This is a genomic window from Mycobacteroides immunogenum (assembly GCF_001605725.1).
GTDB classification, from domain to species: domain Bacteria; phylum Actinomycetota; class Actinomycetes; order Mycobacteriales; family Mycobacteriaceae; genus Mycobacterium; species Mycobacterium immunogenum.
Map to the genome: position 1 here is coordinate 2,080,166 of NZ_CP011530.1, position 17,651 is coordinate 2,097,816.

A 17,651-nucleotide genomic window follows, 5' to 3' on the forward strand; every position below is an offset into this window, starting at 1 on the left:
GAAACTGCCGCCCGTCACAAGGTGTTGATGGTCGATGACGACCCGGACGTTCGGAACTCGGTAGCCCGCGGGCTACGCCACTCGGGTTTCGACGTCCGGGTCGCTGTCGATGGCCGCGATGCGCTTACCCAGCTCGCGGCCGATGAGCCCGACGCCCTGGTGCTCGATGTGCAGATGCCCGAGCTCGACGGCGTGGCGGTGGTTACCGCACTACGGGCCCTCGGTAACGACATTCCGATCTGCGTGCTCAGCGCACGCGACACCGTCAACGATCGGATCGCCGGTCTAGAGGCCGGCGCGGACGACTATCTGACGAAACCCTTCGATCTTGGCGAGCTGGTGGCCCGCCTGCGCGCACTGCTGCGCCGTCGCGGTGCCGGCGCGGGCGGCATGGCGGTGTCCGCCATCACCGTCGGACAGATCACCGTGGACGCGTCGCGCCGGCTGGTCTTTGTCAACGGAGAGCGCGTCGAACTCAGCAAGCGCGAGTTCGACCTGCTGGTGGTGCTGGCCGAGAACACCGGCGTGGTGCTGAGCCGCACCCGGCTGCTGGAATTGGTGTGGGGGTACGACTTTGACGTCGAGACCAACGTGGCCGATGTCTTCGTGAGCTACCTGCGCCGCAAATTGGAAGCCGGGGGAGCCTCCCGGGTCATCCACACCGTCCGGGGAGTCGGGTACGTGATGCGGGAAGAGCCGTGAAACGCTCGCTGTCCCTGCGCACCCGCGTCGCGGTCGCGGCGTTTCTCGCCGCCGGACTAGTGGTTGCCCTGATTGGCATTGTCGCCGGGATTGCCTTGGTGCGCAACGATACTCGACAACTTGATCGGCGCCTCGACATGCTGACCGACGCGGTACAGGCCACCACCCGCCATGGCGAAACCACCTTCGTGCTGACGGTGCGGGACACCAAGAGCGGCGGGCTGGTCATCTTCCGCGGAGTCGAACTACCCCGCCTGCCGTTGGGGACCAGGAACGTGACCGTCGGTGATGTGAACTACCGGGTACGGACCATCGAGAACCCCGAAGAACAGACGGTGATTTCACTGGGGACACGCTCAGACACGGTGCTGGTCAATCACCGCGGCATTCCGGTGTTCATCGCTTTAGGCGTGCTGTCGATGCTGCTGGCCGGCGGATTCGCCTGGCTGTTCGCTGGGCGTGCGGTGCGGCCGCTGCACCAGCTCACCGACCAGACCCGCCAGTTGGACACCGACGGCCTGCAGGTCGCCGCGGTGCGCGGCGCCCGTGAATCCGAGGAGCTTGCCGAGGCCATGGCCGCCATGCTTGGCCGAGTGTCGGCGGCGCAGTCCGAAACCACCAAATCCCTTTTGGCAGCCCGCGATTTCGCCGCCAGTGCGGCGCACGAGCTGCGCACGCCGCTCACTGCGATGCGCGCTGACCTGGACACTCTGCGCGCACACGACCTTTCGGACGATGAGCGCGTCGAGGTGATCGGAGATCTACAGCGCGCGCAGCGACGCGTCGAGGCCACCATCACCGCGCTCGGCCAGTTGGCCTCCGGTGACCTTGCCCGGCTTGAGGACCGCGAACTGGTAGATATCGCCGACCTATTGGATCGGGTGGCCGGGGACGCGTTGATGCACCGCACCGATGCACCGGACATCACCGTGAATGTCGACGACGGCGGTGTGGTGCTGGGCTGGCCGGACGGGCTGCGGCTGGCCGTGGACAACCTGGTACGCAACGCCATCAACCACGGCGACGCCAAACATATTGTGCTGTCGGCAAACCGCCATGATGACCGGCTGGTCATCGTGGTCGACGACGACGGCACCGGCCTGCCTGAGGCCGATCGGGAGCGGGTGCTCGGGCGATTCGAACGCGGACCCGGTGCCAAGCCCGGCGGGCTGGGCCTGGGACTGGCACTCGTCGCGCAGCAGGCCGCGTTGCACGGCGGAGACGTGGTGCTGTCCTCAAGTCCACTGGGTGGTCTGCGCGCGACGCTGACCATCGCCGCAAAATAAGAAGCGACAGTCAGTTTTTGCGTGACCCGTATTTGGTGAGCCACTCACGAGCCTCTTGGGGCAGATTGCCGGAGGTCTCGGCCGCCTTGCACCAGCGCCGCACCATCTTGACCATGTTGGCGGGGTTGTAGGCGTCCTCCTGCTGCGACCACAGCCCGTCCCCGGCGTAGTGCAGTACCGTCAAATTCGGCTCGCCCCAGTGCTGACCATCGCCCGGATCGCTCATGACATTGTCGATTTCGCAGACCACCCAACCCTTTTCGGGATCAAACACCGTCCAGGTGGCGGGCAGGCTGGGCATGTGGTTCCCGGGGAACTCCGCCATGACCGCGGTGATGTAGCGCCGAATCGCCTCTTTGCCGTGTAGTCGGCCCACCACGTGCTCGATGTAGAGGGCGTCCTCGGTGTACATCTCGGCGTAGGGGTTCCAATCGCCGGTTTCGATGCAGCGATGGACGGTGGCCTGGTGTTGCGCGAACGCTTCTTCGAGCTCGGCGCGACTGAATGATGGCATCAACATAAGGTACCGTCCCTGAGGTGCGAGGACGGACCGCCGTGGGGGCATTGGGCTGGCTGCTGTCCATCCTCGCCATCCTGGCAATTGCCTCGCGGTGGGTGCGGTCCAGCTGGTCGCCCCTGATCGCGCTGACCGCCGGTTTTCCGCCCACCTGTCTACTGATGGCGCTAGGGCTGTTGCTGTTCCTTGCGGTGCGGCAGTGGTGGGGTGTGCTCACCGCCGTCGTGCTGATCGCGTTGCAGGCGCTGGCCATCGCGCCGATGTACTTGCCCGACAGCGCCGCCGAGGGAACCGCGGTGACGGTGCTGCAGACCAACCTACGGGTGGGTGCCGGCGATGCGGGGGCGGTGGTGGCCGCGATTCGTGAACACGACGTAGGCGTGGTGACGGTTAATGAGCTCACCCCGGAAGCGCGAACCAAACTCGTTGCCGCGGGTATTGATTCGGTCCTTCCGTATTCGTACACCGTCGCCGAACCGTTGGCCCTGGGCACCGGGATCTGGAGTCGGTATCCGTTGACCCCGGTGCACCAAGACGATCAGGGTTTCGCGATGCGGCAGATTTGGGCAGAGGCGGAGATTCCGGGCGTGGGCTCCGTCATACTGGTCGCGGCGCACACCCGCCCGCCGGAGAAGGACATGAGCTCACCGGGCTGGCTCACCGAATTGGACACCATGGGGCGCCAACTGCATGCGCTACGTTCCGACGTGAAAGTCATTGTCGGCGGCGATTTTAACGCCACCTACGACCATTTCGCGTTCCGGCAGATCCTTACCGGTGGATTCGCCGACGCGGTGGACCAGGCCGGCGGCGGGTGGCTGCCTACCTGGCGCGAAGGGCGCTGGTACACAAGGCTGATCGGTATCGACCATGTGCTGACCCGGGGCGCGACCGCTACCGCGGTGAGCACCGAGGAGATCTATGGCACCGACCACCGGGCGCTGATCGCCACGGTGGTGGTGCCTAATTCTTCTTCTTGAGCGCCGCGTCGATGGACAGCGATCCGCCGCCGGTGAAAATCAGCAGGAAAAAGCCCCAGCAGAACAAGGCGGCCAGCTCGCCGTTGTTTTGAATCGGTAGCAGCCCGGTGGGCTGGTGCTGGGTGAAGTAGGCGACCGCCATGGTGCCCGAGGCCAGGAACGCCGCCGCGCGGGTACCGGCACCGAACAGAATCGCGACGCCGGTGAGGAACTCGAGGGCACCCGCCCACCAGCCCAGCGACCACGATTCGGATACCGGCATCGGAGGCGTCAATTCGGGCCAGCGGAACAGGATCGCGGTGCCGTGAATGGTGAACAGGAATCCGAAGACGATACGAAACAGGGACAGGGCAACGGGTGTGGCGCCGTCGAGCTTGGCGACCGAGTTGGACGTGCTGGAAGAGGCCATGGCCAGGATGCTAAACCAATTCGTACGTAACGACTTAGCGCTTAGCGCGGGTAACGAATCGGTCCAGGGAGAACGATCCGCCCCCGGTGAACACCAGCAGGAAGAAGATCCAGCTGTACAGCGCGGCGGCCTCGCCGCTGTTCTGGATGGGCAAGAGGCCCTGCGGCTGGTGGTAGGTGAAGTAGGCGACCGCCATCGCGCCAGATGTCACGAAGGCGGCCAATCTGGTGCCAATGCCGAGGAAGATCGCCCCTCCGCCAACGAATTCGATGATTCCGGCCCACCACGGCAGCGCGCCGACCGGCTGTAGATAGGAGGCCAGGGGCCACCCGAACAGGTGTGACGTGCCGTGCAGGAAGAACAGAAATCCCACCACGATCCGGAAGGCCGACAGCGCGATCGGAGTCAGACCGGTGAGCTTGTTTTCGAGTTCAGTGAGAGCCATGCGCCTAACAATAGGACCATGGTCCGCTTTATTCCTGTCGACCGTCAGGAGACCGCCTCTACCAGGGTCTCGGCGGCCAGTAGTCTCAGGTTTCTCGCCCACCAGCCAGGGCATTTTTCCTGAAATGTAACCGATTTCGATATTTACGCCGGTGTCGAGGGCGTCGGGGCCATGGCACACCGCCGGGGAAACAACAAGGCCCCCGGGAGGTTTCCCGGGGGCCTTGTCATAGAGGCGACTTACACGTCGAAGTAGAGCGCTACCTCGTACGGGTGAGGACGGATGTTGATCGGCTCGATCTCGTTCTCGCGCTTGAACGCGATCCAGGTCTCGATCAGATCCGAGGTGAAAACGCCACCCTCGGTGAGGTACTCGTGATCCTTCTCCAGGTTGTCGATCACGGTAGCCAAGTTGGTCGGGGCCTGCGGAATGTTGGCGGCCTCCTCCGGAGGCAGCTCGTAGAGGTCCTTGTCGACCGGCGCGAGCGGCTCGATCTTGTTCTTGATGCCGTCGATACCGGCCATCAACATGGCCGCGAACGCCAGGTACGGGTTGCCCGAGCTGTCCGGGCAGCGGAACTCGAGGCGCTTGGCCTTCGGGTTGTTGCCGGTGATCGGGATGCGCACGCAGGCGGAGCGGTTGCGCTGGCTGTACACCAGGTTGATCGGGGCCTCGTAGCCCGGCACCAGACGCTTGTAGGAGTTCACCGTGGGGTTGGTGAACGCCAGCAGCGACGGTGCGTGGTGCAGGATGCCGCCGATGTAGTGACGGGCCACGTCCGAGAGCCCGGCGTATCCGGCCTCATCGTGGAACAGCGGCTTGCCGTCCTTCCACAGGGACATGTGGGCGTGCATACCGGACCCGTTGTCACCGAACAGCGGCTTCGGCATGAACGTGACGGTCTTGCCGTTGGCCCAGGCGGTGTTCTTGATGATGTATTTGAACAGCAGCACATCGTCGGCCGCGGCCAACAGCGTGTTGAACTTGTAGTTGATCTCGGCCTGCCCGCCGGTGCCCACCTCGTGGTGACCGCGCTCCAGGGTGAACCCGGCGTTGATCAGGTTGGTGGTCATCTCGTCGCGCAGGTCGACGAAGTGGTCGTACGGGGCTACGGGGAAGTAGCCGCCCTTCGGACGGACCTTGTAGCCGCGGTTGGGGCTGCCATCCTCTTCGTAAGGCTCGCCGGTGTTCCACCAGCCGGCCTCGGAGTCGATCTCATAGAAGGTGCCGTTGATCTTCGAGTCGAAGCTCACCGAGTCGAAGATGTAGAACTCTGCCTCGGCGCCGAAGTAACAGGTGTCGGCGATACCGGTGCTGATCAGGTACTGCTCGGCCTTGCGGGCCACGTTGCGCGGGTCACGCGAGTAGGCCTCGCGGGTGAACGGGTCGTGCACGAAGAAGTTGACGTTCAGCGTCTTGGCGGCACGGAACGGGTCGAGCTTGGCCGTCGAAATATCGGGAAGCAGCAGCATGTCCGACTCGTGGATGGACTGGAACCCGCGAACCGAGGACCCGTCGAAGCCCAAACCATCTTCGAAGACGCTCTGGTCGAAAGCCGAAGCCGGGATGGAGAAGTGCTGCACGACGCCCGGCAGGTCACAGAACCTGACGTCCACGTACTCGACCTTCTCGTCGGCAATGAACTTGAATACTTCCTCGGGGCTACTGAACGTCATGCTTCTCCTTGTTTTTTCCTCTTGGGTCCACTGAAACCATGACCGCGCGACTGAACCTATGGAGCCGGTGTTGCCCGCCGGTCAACCATATGTTGCGCGGATGTTACGCGTAACCACGGATCGGTTGGCATTTACGCTGTGAGTATGGCGCGAGACCTGGGTTCATGGTTGTCGGGGCCCGGCTCGGTAGAGGGCGCGGGCAACTCTCGGTATCCGGGGGAGCATCTTGGCCTGCCCGAAAGCGGGCCCGGATCAGCCGCGCCGCTGTCGCGGCGGCTGCTGGCACTGCTGATCGACTGGCTGATCGCCGGTGGGCTGGCGTTGTTCTTTGTCAAGGGAAACCTGTTGTCGCAGACGCTTTCTTCGGCGCAGTTGCTCACCTGGCTCGTCATCGGTGTGGTGGCGGTACGGCTGTGGCGATTCACCCCTGGGCAGTACATGGCGGGCTTGCAGGTGGCGCCCGCCGACGGAACCCATTCGATCGGTATCGGCCGGGCGTTCATCAGAAATCTGTTGATCGCCTTGATTGTCCCGCCGTTGATCACCGATATCGACGGCCGCGGCCTGCATGACCGGGTGACCCGCACCGTCGTGATTCGATCCCGCTAGATGATCCTGCTCGCCGTCTGCATGGCGGTGTTCATGCTGCTGCTCGACATGACGATTGTGTCCAGCGCGCTCGCGGACCTGCAGAACTCGCTGGGGGCCGATCTTTCCGATTTGCAATGGGTGATCGACGCCTATGCGCTGCCGATGGCCGGTTTGTTGCTCACCGCCGCCACTCTCGGTGACCGGCTGGGGCGCAGGCGGCTCTATCTGTTGGGCATGGTCGTCTTCACGACGGCCTCGCTGGGCTGTGCGCTGTCGGGCAGTGCGGCCATGCTGATCGGGGTGCGTGCCGTACAGGGGATCGGCGGTGCGATCCTGCTCGCGGTGTCGCTGCCGATCATCGCTGCCGCGTACCCGCAAGAGCGCCGTGGCGGCCCCATCGCGATCTACGGTGCGGTCATGGGCGCGGGTAGCGCGGCGGGTCCGCTGCTGGGCGGCTTCCTTGTCACCCACTTCGGATGGCAGTCGATCTTTCTGGTGAACCTTCCGGTGGGTGTGCTCGCATGGGTGATCGCGGCCCGCCACCTGCCCGAGACCCGGGCCGAGCAGATGCGGCCGGTGGACTGGGTGGGTACGGTGCTGCTCACGTTCGGGCTGCTGACCGGAGTTTTCGCGGTGATCTCGCTGCACGACGGCGGGATTGGCGCCCGTGCGTCCGCGTCCCTGGCAGCGTGCGCGGTGGTGGCGCTCGCGCTGTTCCTGTGGTGGGAGGGGCGTGCACCGGCCCCGATGCTGAGCCTGCGGCTGGTTGCCTCGCCCGGATTCGCCGGAGTGTGGGTGGCCGCGGCCGCTGCCTCGGGCACGCTCATCGGTGCCACCAACTATCTGGCGCTGTATTTCATGAACACCTTGGGTTACAACGCCTTTGAAACCGGTCTGCGTGCTGGACCGCTGACACTGGCCACCATCGTCGGGGCGCCCTTGGGGATTCTGGCGGGCAAGAGGCTGCCCACCATGGCGACCATTCCCGGGGGCGTGGCACTGGTGGCTGTCGGGTTGTGGGCTGCGACCGGGGCCCACGCGGACACGGCCTGGACCCACTTCATCATCGGTTCCGCGTTGGCAGGCCTGGGGCTCGGCGCGCTCTCGGCGGTGACATCCGATGCTGCCCTGCAGTTCGTGCCGCTCGACGGTGCCGGAATGGCCACCGGATCGGTGAGTACCGGCCGTCAGATCGGCATTCTTTTGGGCGTGGCAGGCATGGGTGTGGCGTTCGGTCATGCCGCCGCGGGCCAGTCCGGTGCCCGGGCCGCCGGCGCTGCCGCCATCAACAGCGTGCTGTCGCTGGGAGCCCTTGCCGCGGCGTGCGCGGCGTTCGTTTCGCTGATTCTGCTCGGTGTCGCTACGATGAGTCGCTCGCACGATCCGGCCACCGGAGAGTCGCTAGCTATCTAGCCATCGGTGAAGAGCGCCTGCCAGTACGGATGCCCACAGGGATTTGTGCATTGCGGTCGTGCGCCGTAGACAGAGGGAGTAGCTTTCGATCATGGAGAGCGCGGCGGTTCTCATCGCGGCGCCCGGTGTCGGTTCCGATCGGGGGACGGACGCGAACCCGCGGCCGCGGTACAGCATTGTGTTGTCGTCAGATCCGGCTGAAATTGAAGCCGCCCAACGACTTCGATACCAGGCATTCGCCGATGAAATGGGTGCGCCGCTGCCACATGCTGTGCGCGGCCCGCTGACGGGCGAGATGATCGACATGGACAAGCTGGATCCATTCTGCGATCACCTGCTGGCTCGCGACGAGGACACCGGCGCCATCATCGGCTGTTGCCGGTTGTTGCCTCCGGAGGGATACCAGGCGGCGGGGGAGACGTTCACCGATTCGATGTTCGACGCCTCGGCGCTGGACCCGTTGCGGCCCAAGCTGGTTGAGATCGGCCGCGTCACCGTCGCCCCCGAGCATCGCAACGGTGCGGTGATGGGGATTCTGTGGGCCGGGATCTTCCGCTATCAGCAGCTGACCGAGCATCAATACGCGATTGGTTGTTTGTCCGTCCGGATGGAGGACGGCGGCCCGCGCGGATCGTTGGTGCGCTCGGTGCACGACTTCGCGCAGCGCTTCGCGGCCCCCGATGAGTATCGCGTGGTGCCGAGAAACCCGGTCGTGGTCGACGGGGTACCGCTCGAAGACATCCCGCCACAGGAGAAGGCGAAGATCCCACCGCTGCTGCACGGATGCCTGCGCATCGGCGGGCGTATCTGCGGACCGCCGTCTTTCGACCCGGAGTTCGATATGGCGGACTTCCTGGTGCTGGTCACCAAAGACACTGCCCGGCAACGCTATTTAGAGCGTCTGGAGCGGTCCCTTGCTCTCGGATAGTCATGCTTATCATGACGTGCTCGGCATTGGATTCGGGCCGTCGAACCTTGCCCTGGCGATAGCGCTGTCCGAGCACCCGCATCCGCTCTCGGCGCAGTTCGTGGACGCGCAATCGCGATTCGGGTGGCACCGCGGCATGCTCATTCCCGGTGCGCGAATGCAGGTTGCCTTCCTCAAAGACCTGGTGACGCTGCGGAACCCCAAGAGTCACTACACCTTTGTCAACTATCTGACGGAACGCGGCAGGCTGCCGGACTTTATCAATCAGCAGAGTTTCTTTCCGACTCGGCAAGAGTTCCATGACTATCTGGACTGGGCGCAGCAGGCGCTTGAGCCGGCCGTCAGCTACTCATCGAGAATGACCGGAATACAGGCCGCCCCCGACGGGTTCGAGGTGCGGCTGCAGGACACCTCCGGCTCGCGGCCGGATCGTGTGACGCATGCACGAGCCCTCGTGCTGGGCTGTGGCACATTCCCGGCCATGCCTGCCGGCATCAATCCCACCGCCCGGCAATGGCACAGCAGTCAGCTGCTGCACCGGCTCGAAGCGCTGGACAGCCCGCCCGTTCGTATCGCGGTGGTAGGTGCTGGGCAGAGCGCCGCCGAGGCGGTGGCCTATCTGCACAGCCAGTATCCCGAGGCCCAGGTACACGCGATTTTTGCCCGCTACGGCTACAGCCCGGCCGACGACAGCCCCTACGCCAACCGGATCTTCGACCCCGCTGCCGTCGACGACTTCTACGGCGCGCCCGCCGACATCCAGCGTCAGCTGGTGGACTACCACCGCGACACCAACTATGCGGCAGTCGATTCCCCGCTGATCGCCGACCTCTACGACCGCGAGTACCGGGAACGAGTCAGCGGGCAGCGGCGACTGTGGATGCACAACGCGTCCAGGATCGCCGCCGTTGACGAGACGCCGGAACGGGTGCGCCTCGCGATCGCCCACCTGCCGTCGTCGTCGACCGAACTGCTGGACTGCGATGTGGTGGTGTACGCCACCGGATACCGGCCGTTGGACGTGCGCGCGTTCCTGGGTGCGCTGGCCTCGTGTTACGAGTTCGACGCCGCGGGCCTACCGGTGGTGGACCGCGACTACCGGCTACGGCCGCGTGCGGACGCCCCCGGGGACATCTACCTCAATGGGTCGGTGGAGCACAGTCACGGTCTGTCTTCCTCGCTGTTGTCCAATGTCGCGGTGCGGGCCGGCGAGATCGTGGATTCGCTTGTGGCCGAGGCCGAGACCCGCGAAGCGGTGGCCTCCTTCAAGACCGGATAGACAAACCGCTCGATCATCTCCGATTCTTGTGCGGGATCCGTGGTGGGCCAGAACAGGAATGCCATCACCACACGCGAAATCCACTGCGCGGCAGTTTCGTCGGCTAGTCCGGTGAACGCGGCCGCCGAGCGGGGGATCTCCGAGGACGCGCTGAGATAGGACCCGAGTGAGGCGGGTGGCATGGTCGCGATCATCGCGCTGACGACGGGGTCGTTGCGGATGGCGGCCAGCGACGCGGTGATGGCGACGACGGCACGCCGCTGGGCATCCGCCGTCTGGACCGCGCGCTGAATGTCCGAGGTGACTTTCGCGATGTTCCGCGCCAAGACGGCGTCGACAATGGCGGCCTTACCGCCGACATGCCGGTACACCGTGGCGCGGGAACATCCCGCCTCACGAGCCACCTCGTCGAGGTTCAGCCGGTCCAGTCCGTGGCGCGCGATCCGGCCGGCGGCGACCGAAATGATCCGATCGGCGGCGATGGTGTGACGATCGGCTCCGTGTAGCCAGTCGGTAGAGGGCGACATTGTCCGAGAAATTTATCTCAAGATGAGACGAAAGCGTCAAATATTCTCAGTATTCGCGCAGGTGAGAACAGCGCACTGAGACACCGCGGATCATGCGTCTGAACAGGCCTTTCTCACTTTGCTGAATGCCTTGACGTGCGGTTTTAGGGTCTGTCAGCCTCGTTGGTGATGAGCACCGTTGAATTGTTCGACCCGCAGGTTCTGCAAGATCCGTATCCGTTCTATCGGCGGCTACGTGAGACGGCGCCGGTATGGCCCGTCGCGGACTCCGGCTTCTACTTCGTCTCGCGCTGGGACCTGGTGGTGGAGGCCACCGAACGCACCGAGGATTTCTCGTCCAACCTGACCGCCGCACTGATGGCATCCAGCGAGGGGCCGACAGTCGCGGCGATGGGGCCGCCGGCCGACCCCACGCACGTGCTGGCCACCGGCGATGACCCGATCCATCAGGCCCACCGCAAGCTGGTGCTGCCCACCTTGGTGGCCAAGCGGATCGCCGCGCTGGAACCCGCCATGGCTGAGACCGGCTCGCGACTGTGGGAGCGGGGAGTGGCGGGTGACGGCATCGACTGGATGGCCGCGATGGGTGACGCACTACCGATGGCGATGGTGGCCCGGCTGATCGGCCTGCCAGAGGAGGACGTACCGCAACTGGTGCGGTGGGGCTATTCGAGCACCGAAATGCTGGGCGGGCTCAACACTCCGCAGCGGCAGGCCGAGGTGGTCACGGACACCATGTACCTGGTTCTGTACCTGCGCGAGCACCTGCAGAAGGAGCAGGCGGCGCCGGGCCATGATCTGCTCGGATACCTGGCGCAGGCGTGCAACAGGGGAGATGTCTCCCTGGACATCGGCGTGATGATCCTGGTGCAGTTGGTTGGTGCGGGCGGCGAGTCGACAGCGGGCTTGATGGGCAATGCCGTACGCATCCTCGGCGAGAACCTGGACCTACAACAGCGCATCCGTGATGACCGGGCGTTGATACCGACGTTCCTCGAGGAGGTGCTGCGGCTGGAATCGCCGTTCCGTGGGCATCACCGCCATGTGCTGGCCGACACCACGCTCGGCGGGGTAGAGCTGCCCGCCGGAAGTCACCTCACGCTGCTCTGGGGCGCGGCCAACCGTGATCCGGCGATCTTCGAGGATCCCGACATGTTGCGCCTCGACCGGCCCAGCCCGCGCGGCCACATCAGCTTTGGCAAGGGGCTGCACTTCTGCGTCGGTGCGGCGCTGGCCCGGCTGGAGGCACGCACCGCGATCAACCTGCTACTGGACCGCACGCGCGAGTTCGCCATCAAACCCAATGGGGCGCAGTGGGTTCCGAGCATCATGGTGCGTCGGCACCAGAGGCTGGAACTGGAACTCGGCCGGGTTGCTACCGGCGCCTGATGGTGCGCTGCATCCCGCCGCGTGACTTCGCCTGACCGGGCATCGGGCCCTTGGGCATGGCCGCGGCGCGCGAACCCAGTGCCGCCAGCCGCGACTCCAGGGAGTCCATCTGCTTGGCGGTGATGTTGGCGGGGAGCTTGGTGAGGTGGCGTTCCAGCTTGGACAGCGGCACCTGGCCGTCCTCATTGCCGACGATGACGTCGTAGATCGGGGTGTCTCCGACCAGACGTGCGGTGCGCTTCTTCTCCTGCGCAAGGAGCGGCCCGAGCCGGCCGGGGGCGCCTTCGGCGACGAAGATGACGCCCGGACGGCCGATGACGCGGTGCACGACATCGAGCTGCGTGGTGCCGGCGACCGCGGTGGTGACCCGCCACCGCCCGCGCATGTTGTCCAGCGCCCAGCCTGCCGCACCCTTCTGGCCCTCGGCCTTGGTGAACACCGACTTCTGCACGCGACGGCCGAAGATGATGAACCCCACCAGCACACCTAGCACCACACCCAGGATCGGGAACAGGAAGGTGCTGATGCCGCCGGAGAAGTACCCGGCGACCGAGAACACAGCCACGATCAGCACGAACGCGCCGATCATGTACGGCAGCAGGCGCTTGTCTTCCTTGCGCTGAATCTGGAAGGCCTGCCACATCTGGGCGCGGCGCGCCTTCGATTCGGCCTTGCGGCGCGCCTTTGCCTCGGCCTTGGCGGCCTTGGCTTCGGCGGGACTCAGTGATTTAGGCATGGCAAGAGAATATCGCCCGGTCGCAACGTGCCCGTCATCCGATGAGGTTGATGGCTTCCTGACGGGCCGAACCCGCCGACGCCAGGTGCTCCAGGGCAGCCGGCAGCGGACGTCCGTGGTGGGCCATCGCCTGCGCGTACAGCCGCCCGGCCCGGTAGGAGGAGCGCACCAGCGGCCCGGCCATCATACCGGCGAAACCCAGCCCCTCGGCGAACTCCGAAAGTTCCACGAATTCCTGCGGTTTGACCCAGCGATCCACCGGATGGTGCCGCGGCGACGGGCGCAGGTACTGCGTGATGGTGATGATGTCGCAGCCCGCCTCGTGCAACGCGACAAGCGCCTCACGAATCTCGTCGTTGGTCTCGCCCATGCCGAGAATCAGGTTGCTCTTGGTCACCAGCTGGGCCTCACGCGCGGCGGTGATCACTGACAGGCTTCGCTCATAGCTGAATGCGGGCCGGATCCGGCGGAACACCCGGGGCACCGTCTCCAGGTTGTGCGCCAGCACCTCGGGACGGCTGCTGAACACTTCGCTCAACTGTTCTGGATTGGCGTTGAAGTCGGGGATGAGCAGCTCCACACCTGTGGCCGGATTGAGCTCCTTGATGTATCGCACGGTTTCCGCGTACAGCCAGGCGCCGCCATCGGGCAGATCATCGCGGGCCACTCCGGTGACCGTCGAGTACCGCAGGCCCATGGTCTGTACGCTCTCGGCCACCCGGCGCGGCTCATCGCGGTCCAGGTCAGCGGGCTTACCGGTGTCGATCTGGCAGAAATCGCAGCGGCGCGTGCACTGCTCACCACCGATGAGGAAGGTGGCCTCACGGTCTTCCCAGCATTCGAAGATGTTGGGGCATCCGGCCTCTTCACACACGGTGTGTAGGCCGCCGGAGCGCACCAGCGACTTGAGTTCCTTGTACTCGGGGCCCATCTTGGCGCGGGTACGGATCCAGTCCGGCTTGCGCTCGATCGGGGTCTGGGCGTTGCGGACTTCCAGCCGCAGCAGCTTGCGTGGTTCGGTCATACCGTCGCCCCGACCGGAAGCCGTCCCTCAAGCGCGTCGACAACGGAGGCAACCACCTGCTCACGCACCTCGTCGATGGTGACATCGCGGCCCAATTCGGCGGACAAGGTTGTCACCCCGGCATCGGTGATGCCGCACGCCACGATCGGCAGGTAGGCGTCCAGGCTGTTGTTGCAGTTGAGGGAGAACCCGTGCATGGTGACGCCGCGCTGCACGCGCACGCCGATCGCGGCGATCTTGCGTTCGGGCTTGCCGCCGCCCGCCGCCAGCCACACACCCGAGCGGCCGTCGACCCGCTTGGTGTGCACACCTAGCTGTGCACACACGGCGATGATCGATTCCTCAACGCGCCGAACGTAGTTCACCACATCAATGGGTTCGGCGAGTTGCACTATCGGATAGCCGACCAACTGACCGGGACCGTGCCAGGTGATCTTGCCGCCGCGGTCGGTGTCGATGACCGGGGCGCCGTTGATCGGGCGTTCCTGCGGCTCGGTGCGCCGCCCGGCGGTGTAGACGGCCGGATGCTGCAAGGTGAGCAAGGTGTCGGGTCCACCGGCCACGCGCGCCTCGACGAGATCGCGCTGCAGCTCCCACGCCGCCTCATAGTCGATCATGCCCAGATCGCGTACCTCGACGGGATCTGCGCTGGACCGGATGGATCCATGAGAGCGGTGCACGGGTTCCATTATCTCACTTCATCGGTTGGGTGTTATTGGCGTAGGCCAGCGCCTCGCCGATGGTGTGATGCTCGAACTCGAACCCGTGCTGTTCCAGCACGGCGGGGATGACACGCATGCTGCGTGTCAATTCGGCATCGGCGAACTCCCCGAGGATCGCGCGCAGCGCGAATTGGGGAGCCACCAGCAGCGTGGGGCGATGCAGCGTCCTGCCGAGCGCGGCGGTGAATTCGGCATTGGTCACCGGCGCCGGTCCGGTCAGGTTGACCGGGCCCGACAGGGTCGGTTCGGAGAGTGCGAATTCGAGGGCGCGGATATGGTCCTCGAGGCTTATCCAGGGCATATACCAGCGACCATTGCCCAGCCGCGCGCCCAGGCCCAGAGAGAACAGTGGCCGTGTCCGGCCGAACAGCCCGCCGGCCGGAGCCAGCACCAGTCCGGTCCGCACGATCACCACCCGGGTGCCGGCCCGCACCGCCTCCGCCGTCGCGGTCTCCCAATCGACGCACACCCGAGCAAGGAAACCTGTACCGCTAGAGGCGGTTTCATCGATAACGCGGTCTCCGCTGTCGCCGTAGAAGCCCACCGCCGAGGCGTTGATCAAGACCGGCACCCTGGCGTCGGCGACGGCGTCGGACAACACTTCCGTCGGGATGATGCGGCTGTCGTAGATCTCTTGCTTGTAGGCGCCTGACCACCGCTTGTCACCGACACCGACGCCACACATGTTGACGACGGCGTCGGCGCCGTCGAGTGTGCCGGGCTCGATCTGTCCGCTCGCCGGATCCCAGCGTCGTTCGTCGGGGCCCAGCGGGTCGCGGCGCACCAGGCGGATCACGGTGTGATCCGCCGCACGCAGCGACGCGACAAGCGCCGACCCAATCACCCCCGAAGATCCGGCGATGACGACACGCATGGGTTACAGACCCAGGTCCGCCTCGAAAGCCCCCTCTTCCAGACGGTGTCTGATGGTGGTGAGGAACCGCCCCGCGTCGGCTCCGTCGATCAGGCGATGATCGTAGGTCAGTGGCAGGTAGCAGACCGAGCGGATACCGATCGACTCGTTGCCCGCGTCGTCACGAATAACCCTGGGGCGCTTCACGATCGCGCCAGTGCCCAGCATGGCGGCCTGCGGCGGCACCAAGATCGGTGTGTCGAACAATGCGCCCTGGCTGCCGATGTTGGTGATGGTGAAGGTGCCACCGGCCAGCTCGTCGGGCTTGAGGTTCCCGGAACGGGCCCGTGCCGCGATATCGGCGATGGCGCGTGCCAGCCCGGCCAGCGACAGATCGCCGGCGTTGTGGATCACCGGGGACAGCAGGCCCTGCTCGGTGTCGACCGCGATGCCCAGGTGCTCGGCGTCGAAGTAGGTGATCTCCTTGGAGTCCTCGTCGTAGCTCGCGTTGACATTCGGGTGCGTCTTGAGCGCTTCGACCGCAGCCTTGGCGAAGAACGGCAGGAAGGTGAGGTTGACGCCCTCACGTTCTGCGAAGGTCGCCTTGGCGCGGGCCCGCAGGGCCGCGATCTTGGTGACGTCGACCTCATGGGTCTGCGTCAGCTGTGCGGTCTCCTGCAGCGACTCGCGCGTCTTCTTGGCGGTGATCTGGCGAATCCGGTTGGCCTTCTGCGTGGTTCCGCGCAGGTGTGCCAGCGCAGCAGGAGCTGCAGGAGCCGATGGCGCCGCAGCCGTGGGAGCTGCCGCTGCTGCAGGTGCGGGGGCCTTGGCGGCCTCAGCGGCAGCCAGGACGTCCTGCTTGCGAATGCGCCCACCCACACCGCTACCGGTCAGCGCGGAAAGATCCACGTTGTTCTCGGCCGCGAGCTTGCGGACCAGCGGGGTGACGTACGGATTGTCGCCCGCGGCGCCGTTGGCGGCGGGCGCCGGTGCGGCGGCAGCAGGAGCCGGGGGTGCGGCAGGTGCGGGCGCCGGTGCGGCGGGTGCGGCCGGTGCCGGTGCCGGTGCGGCAGGCGGAGCCGGGGGAGCCGGAGGCGCGGCAGGAGCCGCCGCCGGAGCAGGTGTGGGCGCAGGCGCAGGCGCGGCGGCGGGGGCAGCACCGGCCGCCCCGACGACGGCGAGCTCGCCGCCCACGGCCACGGTGTCGTCCTCATTGGCCGAGATGCTCAGCAGCACACCGGCGACCGGTGACGGGATCTCGGTGTCGACCTTGTCCGTGGACACCTCCACGAGCGGCTCATCCACGCCGACCTCATCGCCGACCTTCTTGAGCCAGCGTGTCACGGTGCCTTCGGTGACGGACTCGCCGAGCTCGGGCATCTTGACCGAGGTGCCCGAACCGGCCGGGGCAGGGGCAGCGGCCGGCGCGGGTGCGGGTGCGGCGGCAGGGGCCGGCGCGGCTTCAGGTGTGGGTGTGGGTTCCGGAGCCGGAGCGGCTTCAGGTGCGGGCGCGGCGGCAGCCGGAGCAGCCTCGCCGGCCTCGCTGATCACGCCGAGCTCGCCGCCGATCTCGACGGTGTCGTCCTCACGGGCGACGATCTTCGTCAACACACCCGAAGTGGGAGCTGGGATCTCGGTATCCACCTTGTCGGTGGATACCTCGAGCAATGGCTCGTCGACTTCGACCGTGTCGCCCTCTTGTTTGAGCCACCGTGTCACCGTCCCTTCGGTCACGCTCTCACCGAGGGCGGGCATCTGGACGGAGAAGGCCATGGTTTCCACTCCTGAAAACGGTTCGGACAGCAGCTCTAACAATGCGGACTCTTCATGGCTTACCACAGCTTCGGGTGAGCCGGGTTAATCCTGTCACTGTGTGGAACGACGCGCCTGCCCGGGTCCATGATCGTGGAGTGAGCCAGCGCACAGTCGTCTGCGTTATCAAGCCGGGAAGCCGTAAGGGGCCAGCCGTAGAGGTTGCCGGCGATGGTTCCCTGACGCTGTACGTGCGCGCGCCGGCGGTCGACGGCAAGGCCAACGACGCGGCGATCGCACTGCTGGCGGAACACCTGGACGTGCCGAAATCGGCGGTACGGCTGGTCGCGGGGCGGACCAGCAGACTGAAACGATTCACGGTCGGATAACAGGATGTTCTCAGAATTAGCTGACACCATGGC

19 protein-coding genes are annotated in these 17,651 nt (G+C 65.7%); 9 read left to right on the forward strand and 10 right to left on the reverse strand.

Annotated features, from left to right (window positions below):
• Window positions 1–21 precede the first annotated feature (21 nt).
• Both ABG82_RS10360 and ABG82_RS10365 read left to right on the forward strand, forming a co-directional pair.
• Window positions 22–702 (forward strand): response regulator transcription factor, encoded by a 681-nt coding sequence (locus tag ABG82_RS10360; protein WP_272937557.1) that lies wholly within the window; start codon window positions 22–24, stop codon window positions 700–702.
• Window positions 699–1,988: a sensor histidine kinase gene (locus ABG82_RS10365; protein WP_043080347.1), complete on the forward strand. Its 1,290-nt coding sequence runs from the start codon at window positions 699–701 to the stop codon at window positions 1,986–1,988. The genes ABG82_RS10360 and ABG82_RS10365 overlap by 4 nt, the downstream gene beginning before the upstream one ends.
• Window positions 1,989–1,998: 10 nt before the next feature.
• Here ABG82_RS10365 and ABG82_RS10370 read toward each other — a convergent pair whose 3' ends face one another.
• Window positions 1,999–2,502 carry a nuclear transport factor 2 family protein gene (locus ABG82_RS10370; RefSeq protein ID WP_043080354.1) on the reverse strand — a complete coding sequence of 168 codons (504 nt, stop codon included), beginning with the start codon at window positions 2,500–2,502 and terminating at the stop codon, window positions 1,999–2,001.
• 41 nt (window positions 2,503–2,543) lie between these two features.
• Between ABG82_RS10370 and ABG82_RS10375 the strand changes: the two genes are divergently transcribed.
• Window positions 2,544–3,485: an endonuclease/exonuclease/phosphatase family protein gene (locus ABG82_RS10375; RefSeq protein WP_043080353.1), complete on the forward strand. Its 942-nt coding sequence runs from the start codon at window positions 2,544–2,546 to the stop codon at window positions 3,483–3,485.
• On the opposite strand, the gene ABG82_RS10380 is transcribed toward ABG82_RS10375, so the two are convergent.
• The 3 genes from ABG82_RS10380 to glnA all read right to left on the reverse strand — a co-directional run bounded on the left by ABG82_RS10380 (window position 3,469) and on the right by glnA (window position 6,015).
• Window positions 3,469–3,894 (reverse strand): DoxX family protein, encoded by a 426-nt coding sequence (locus ABG82_RS10380; protein ID WP_043080346.1) that lies wholly within the window; start codon window positions 3,892–3,894, stop codon window positions 3,469–3,471. The genes ABG82_RS10375 and ABG82_RS10380 overlap by 17 nt on opposite strands.
• A 34-nt stretch (window positions 3,895–3,928) precedes the next feature.
• The gene (locus ABG82_RS10385) at window positions 3,929–4,339 is read right to left on the reverse strand and encodes a DoxX family protein (RefSeq protein WP_043080345.1); all 411 of its coding nucleotides are present in this window, start codon (window positions 4,337–4,339) and stop codon (window positions 3,929–3,931) included.
• A gap of 239 nt (window positions 4,340–4,578) precedes the next feature.
• The gene (gene glnA / locus ABG82_RS10390) at window positions 4,579–6,015 is read right to left on the reverse strand and encodes a type I glutamate--ammonia ligase (RefSeq protein WP_043080344.1); all 1,437 of its coding nucleotides are present in this window, start codon (window positions 6,013–6,015) and stop codon (window positions 4,579–4,581) included.
• Between the two features lie 144 nt (window positions 6,016–6,159).
• On the opposite strand from glnA, the gene ABG82_RS10395 reads away from it, so the two are divergent.
• From ABG82_RS10395 to ABG82_RS10410, 4 genes are all read left to right on the forward strand, one after another.
• Window positions 6,160–6,624, forward strand: a complete 465-nt coding sequence (locus tag ABG82_RS10395) for an RDD family protein (RefSeq protein ID WP_043080343.1) — start codon at window positions 6,160–6,162, stop codon at window positions 6,622–6,624.
• Window positions 6,625–8,019: an MFS transporter gene (locus ABG82_RS10400; protein ID WP_043080342.1), complete on the forward strand. Its 1,395-nt coding sequence runs from the start codon at window positions 6,625–6,627 to the stop codon at window positions 8,017–8,019.
• A 91-nt stretch (window positions 8,020–8,110) separates the two neighbouring features.
• The gene (locus ABG82_RS10405; protein ID WP_043080341.1) at window positions 8,111–8,947 is read left to right on the forward strand and encodes a GNAT family N-acetyltransferase; all 837 of its coding nucleotides are present in this window, start codon (window positions 8,111–8,113) and stop codon (window positions 8,945–8,947) included.
• Between the two features lie 16 nt (window positions 8,948–8,963).
• Complete coding sequence (locus tag ABG82_RS10410) at window positions 8,964–10,226, forward strand: lysine N(6)-hydroxylase/L-ornithine N(5)-oxygenase family protein (RefSeq protein ID WP_043080340.1); 1,263 nt, start codon at window positions 8,964–8,966, stop codon at window positions 10,224–10,226.
• On the opposite strand, the gene ABG82_RS27665 is transcribed toward ABG82_RS10410, so the two are convergent.
• Window positions 10,109–10,753, reverse strand: coding sequence for a TetR/AcrR family transcriptional regulator (locus ABG82_RS27665; protein ID WP_109475908.1), 645 nt, complete (start codon window positions 10,751–10,753; stop codon window positions 10,109–10,111). The genes ABG82_RS10410 and ABG82_RS27665 overlap by 118 nt on opposite strands.
• Before the next feature lie 168 nt (window positions 10,754–10,921).
• Between ABG82_RS27665 and ABG82_RS10420 the strand changes: the two genes are divergently transcribed.
• Window positions 10,922–12,142, forward strand: coding sequence for a cytochrome P450 (locus ABG82_RS10420; RefSeq protein WP_043080338.1), 1,221 nt, complete (start codon window positions 10,922–10,924; stop codon window positions 12,140–12,142).
• Here ABG82_RS10420 and ABG82_RS10425 read toward each other — a convergent pair.
• Genes ABG82_RS10425 through sucB form a run of 5 tightly spaced genes read right to left on the reverse strand, consistent with a single transcriptional unit; the run spans window position 12,129 to window position 17,250 of the window.
• Window positions 12,129–12,878: a DUF4191 domain-containing protein gene (locus ABG82_RS10425; RefSeq protein WP_043080337.1), complete on the reverse strand. Its 750-nt coding sequence runs from the start codon at window positions 12,876–12,878 to the stop codon at window positions 12,129–12,131. The genes ABG82_RS10420 and ABG82_RS10425 overlap by 14 nt on opposite strands.
• Before the next feature lie 34 nt (window positions 12,879–12,912).
• The gene (gene lipA, locus ABG82_RS10430) at window positions 12,913–13,902 is read right to left on the reverse strand and encodes a lipoyl synthase (protein WP_043080336.1); all 990 of its coding nucleotides are present in this window, start codon (window positions 13,900–13,902) and stop codon (window positions 12,913–12,915) included.
• On the reverse strand, window positions 13,899–14,591 hold the full coding sequence (gene lipB / locus ABG82_RS10435; protein ID WP_043080335.1) for a lipoyl(octanoyl) transferase LipB: 693 nt from the start codon (window positions 14,589–14,591) through the stop codon (window positions 13,899–13,901). The genes lipA and lipB overlap by 4 nt, the downstream gene beginning before the upstream one ends.
• Window positions 14,592–14,595: 4 nt before the next feature.
• Window positions 14,596–15,498, reverse strand: a complete 903-nt coding sequence (locus tag ABG82_RS28715) for a TIGR01777 family oxidoreductase (protein ID WP_043080334.1) — start codon at window positions 15,496–15,498, stop codon at window positions 14,596–14,598.
• Between the two features lie 3 nt (window positions 15,499–15,501).
• Entirely contained in the window at window positions 15,502–17,250 is a 1,749-nt protein-coding gene (gene sucB / locus ABG82_RS10445) for a 2-oxoglutarate dehydrogenase, E2 component, dihydrolipoamide succinyltransferase (protein ID WP_043080352.1), read from the reverse strand.
• A gap of 137 nt (window positions 17,251–17,387) precedes the next feature.
• Here sucB and ABG82_RS10450 point away from each other — a divergent pair, with 137 nt between their 5' ends.
• Window positions 17,388–17,618, forward strand: a complete 231-nt coding sequence (locus ABG82_RS10450; protein WP_043080333.1) for a DUF167 domain-containing protein — start codon at window positions 17,388–17,390, stop codon at window positions 17,616–17,618.
• Window positions 17,619–17,651 lie beyond the last annotated feature (33 nt).

Coding starts and splice junctions, on each gene's coding strand:
- ABG82_RS10370 (WP_043080354.1), bottom strand. CDS start 2,502: ATGCCATCATTCAGTCGCGCCGAGCTCGAAGAAGCGTTCGCGCAACAC.
- ABG82_RS10380 (WP_043080346.1), bottom strand. CDS start 3,894: ATGGCCTCTTCCAGCACGTCCAACTCGGTCGCCAAGCTCGACGGCGCC.
- ABG82_RS10385 (WP_043080345.1), bottom strand. CDS start 4,339: ATGGCTCTCACTGAACTCGAAAACAAGCTCACCGGTCTGACTCCGATC.
- glnA (WP_043080344.1), bottom strand. CDS start 6,015: ATGACGTTCAGTAGCCCCGAGGAAGTATTCAAGTTCATTGCCGACGAG.
- ABG82_RS10395 (WP_043080343.1), top strand. CDS start 6,160: ATGGCGCGAGACCTGGGTTCATGGTTGTCGGGGCCCGGCTCGGTAGAG.
- ABG82_RS10400 (WP_043080342.1), top strand. CDS start 6,625: ATGATCCTGCTCGCCGTCTGCATGGCGGTGTTCATGCTGCTGCTCGAC.
- ABG82_RS10405 (WP_043080341.1), top strand. CDS start 8,111: ATGGAGAGCGCGGCGGTTCTCATCGCGGCGCCCGGTGTCGGTTCCGAT.
- ABG82_RS27665 (WP_109475908.1), bottom strand. CDS start 10,753: ATGTCGCCCTCTACCGACTGGCTACACGGAGCCGATCGTCACACCATC.
- ABG82_RS10420 (WP_043080338.1), top strand. CDS start 10,922: ATGAGCACCGTTGAATTGTTCGACCCGCAGGTTCTGCAAGATCCGTAT.
- ABG82_RS10425 (WP_043080337.1), bottom strand. CDS start 12,878: ATGCCTAAATCACTGAGTCCCGCCGAAGCCAAGGCCGCCAAGGCCGAG.
- lipA (WP_043080336.1), bottom strand. CDS start 13,902: ATGACCGAACCACGCAAGCTGCTGCGGCTGGAAGTCCGCAACGCCCAG.
- lipB (WP_043080335.1), bottom strand. CDS start 14,591: ATGGAACCCGTGCACCGCTCTCATGGATCCATCCGGTCCAGCGCAGAT.
- ABG82_RS28715 (WP_043080334.1), bottom strand. CDS start 15,498: ATGCGTGTCGTCATCGCCGGATCTTCGGGGGTGATTGGGTCGGCGCTT.
- sucB (WP_043080352.1), bottom strand. CDS start 17,250: ATGGCCTTCTCCGTCCAGATGCCCGCCCTCGGTGAGAGCGTGACCGAA.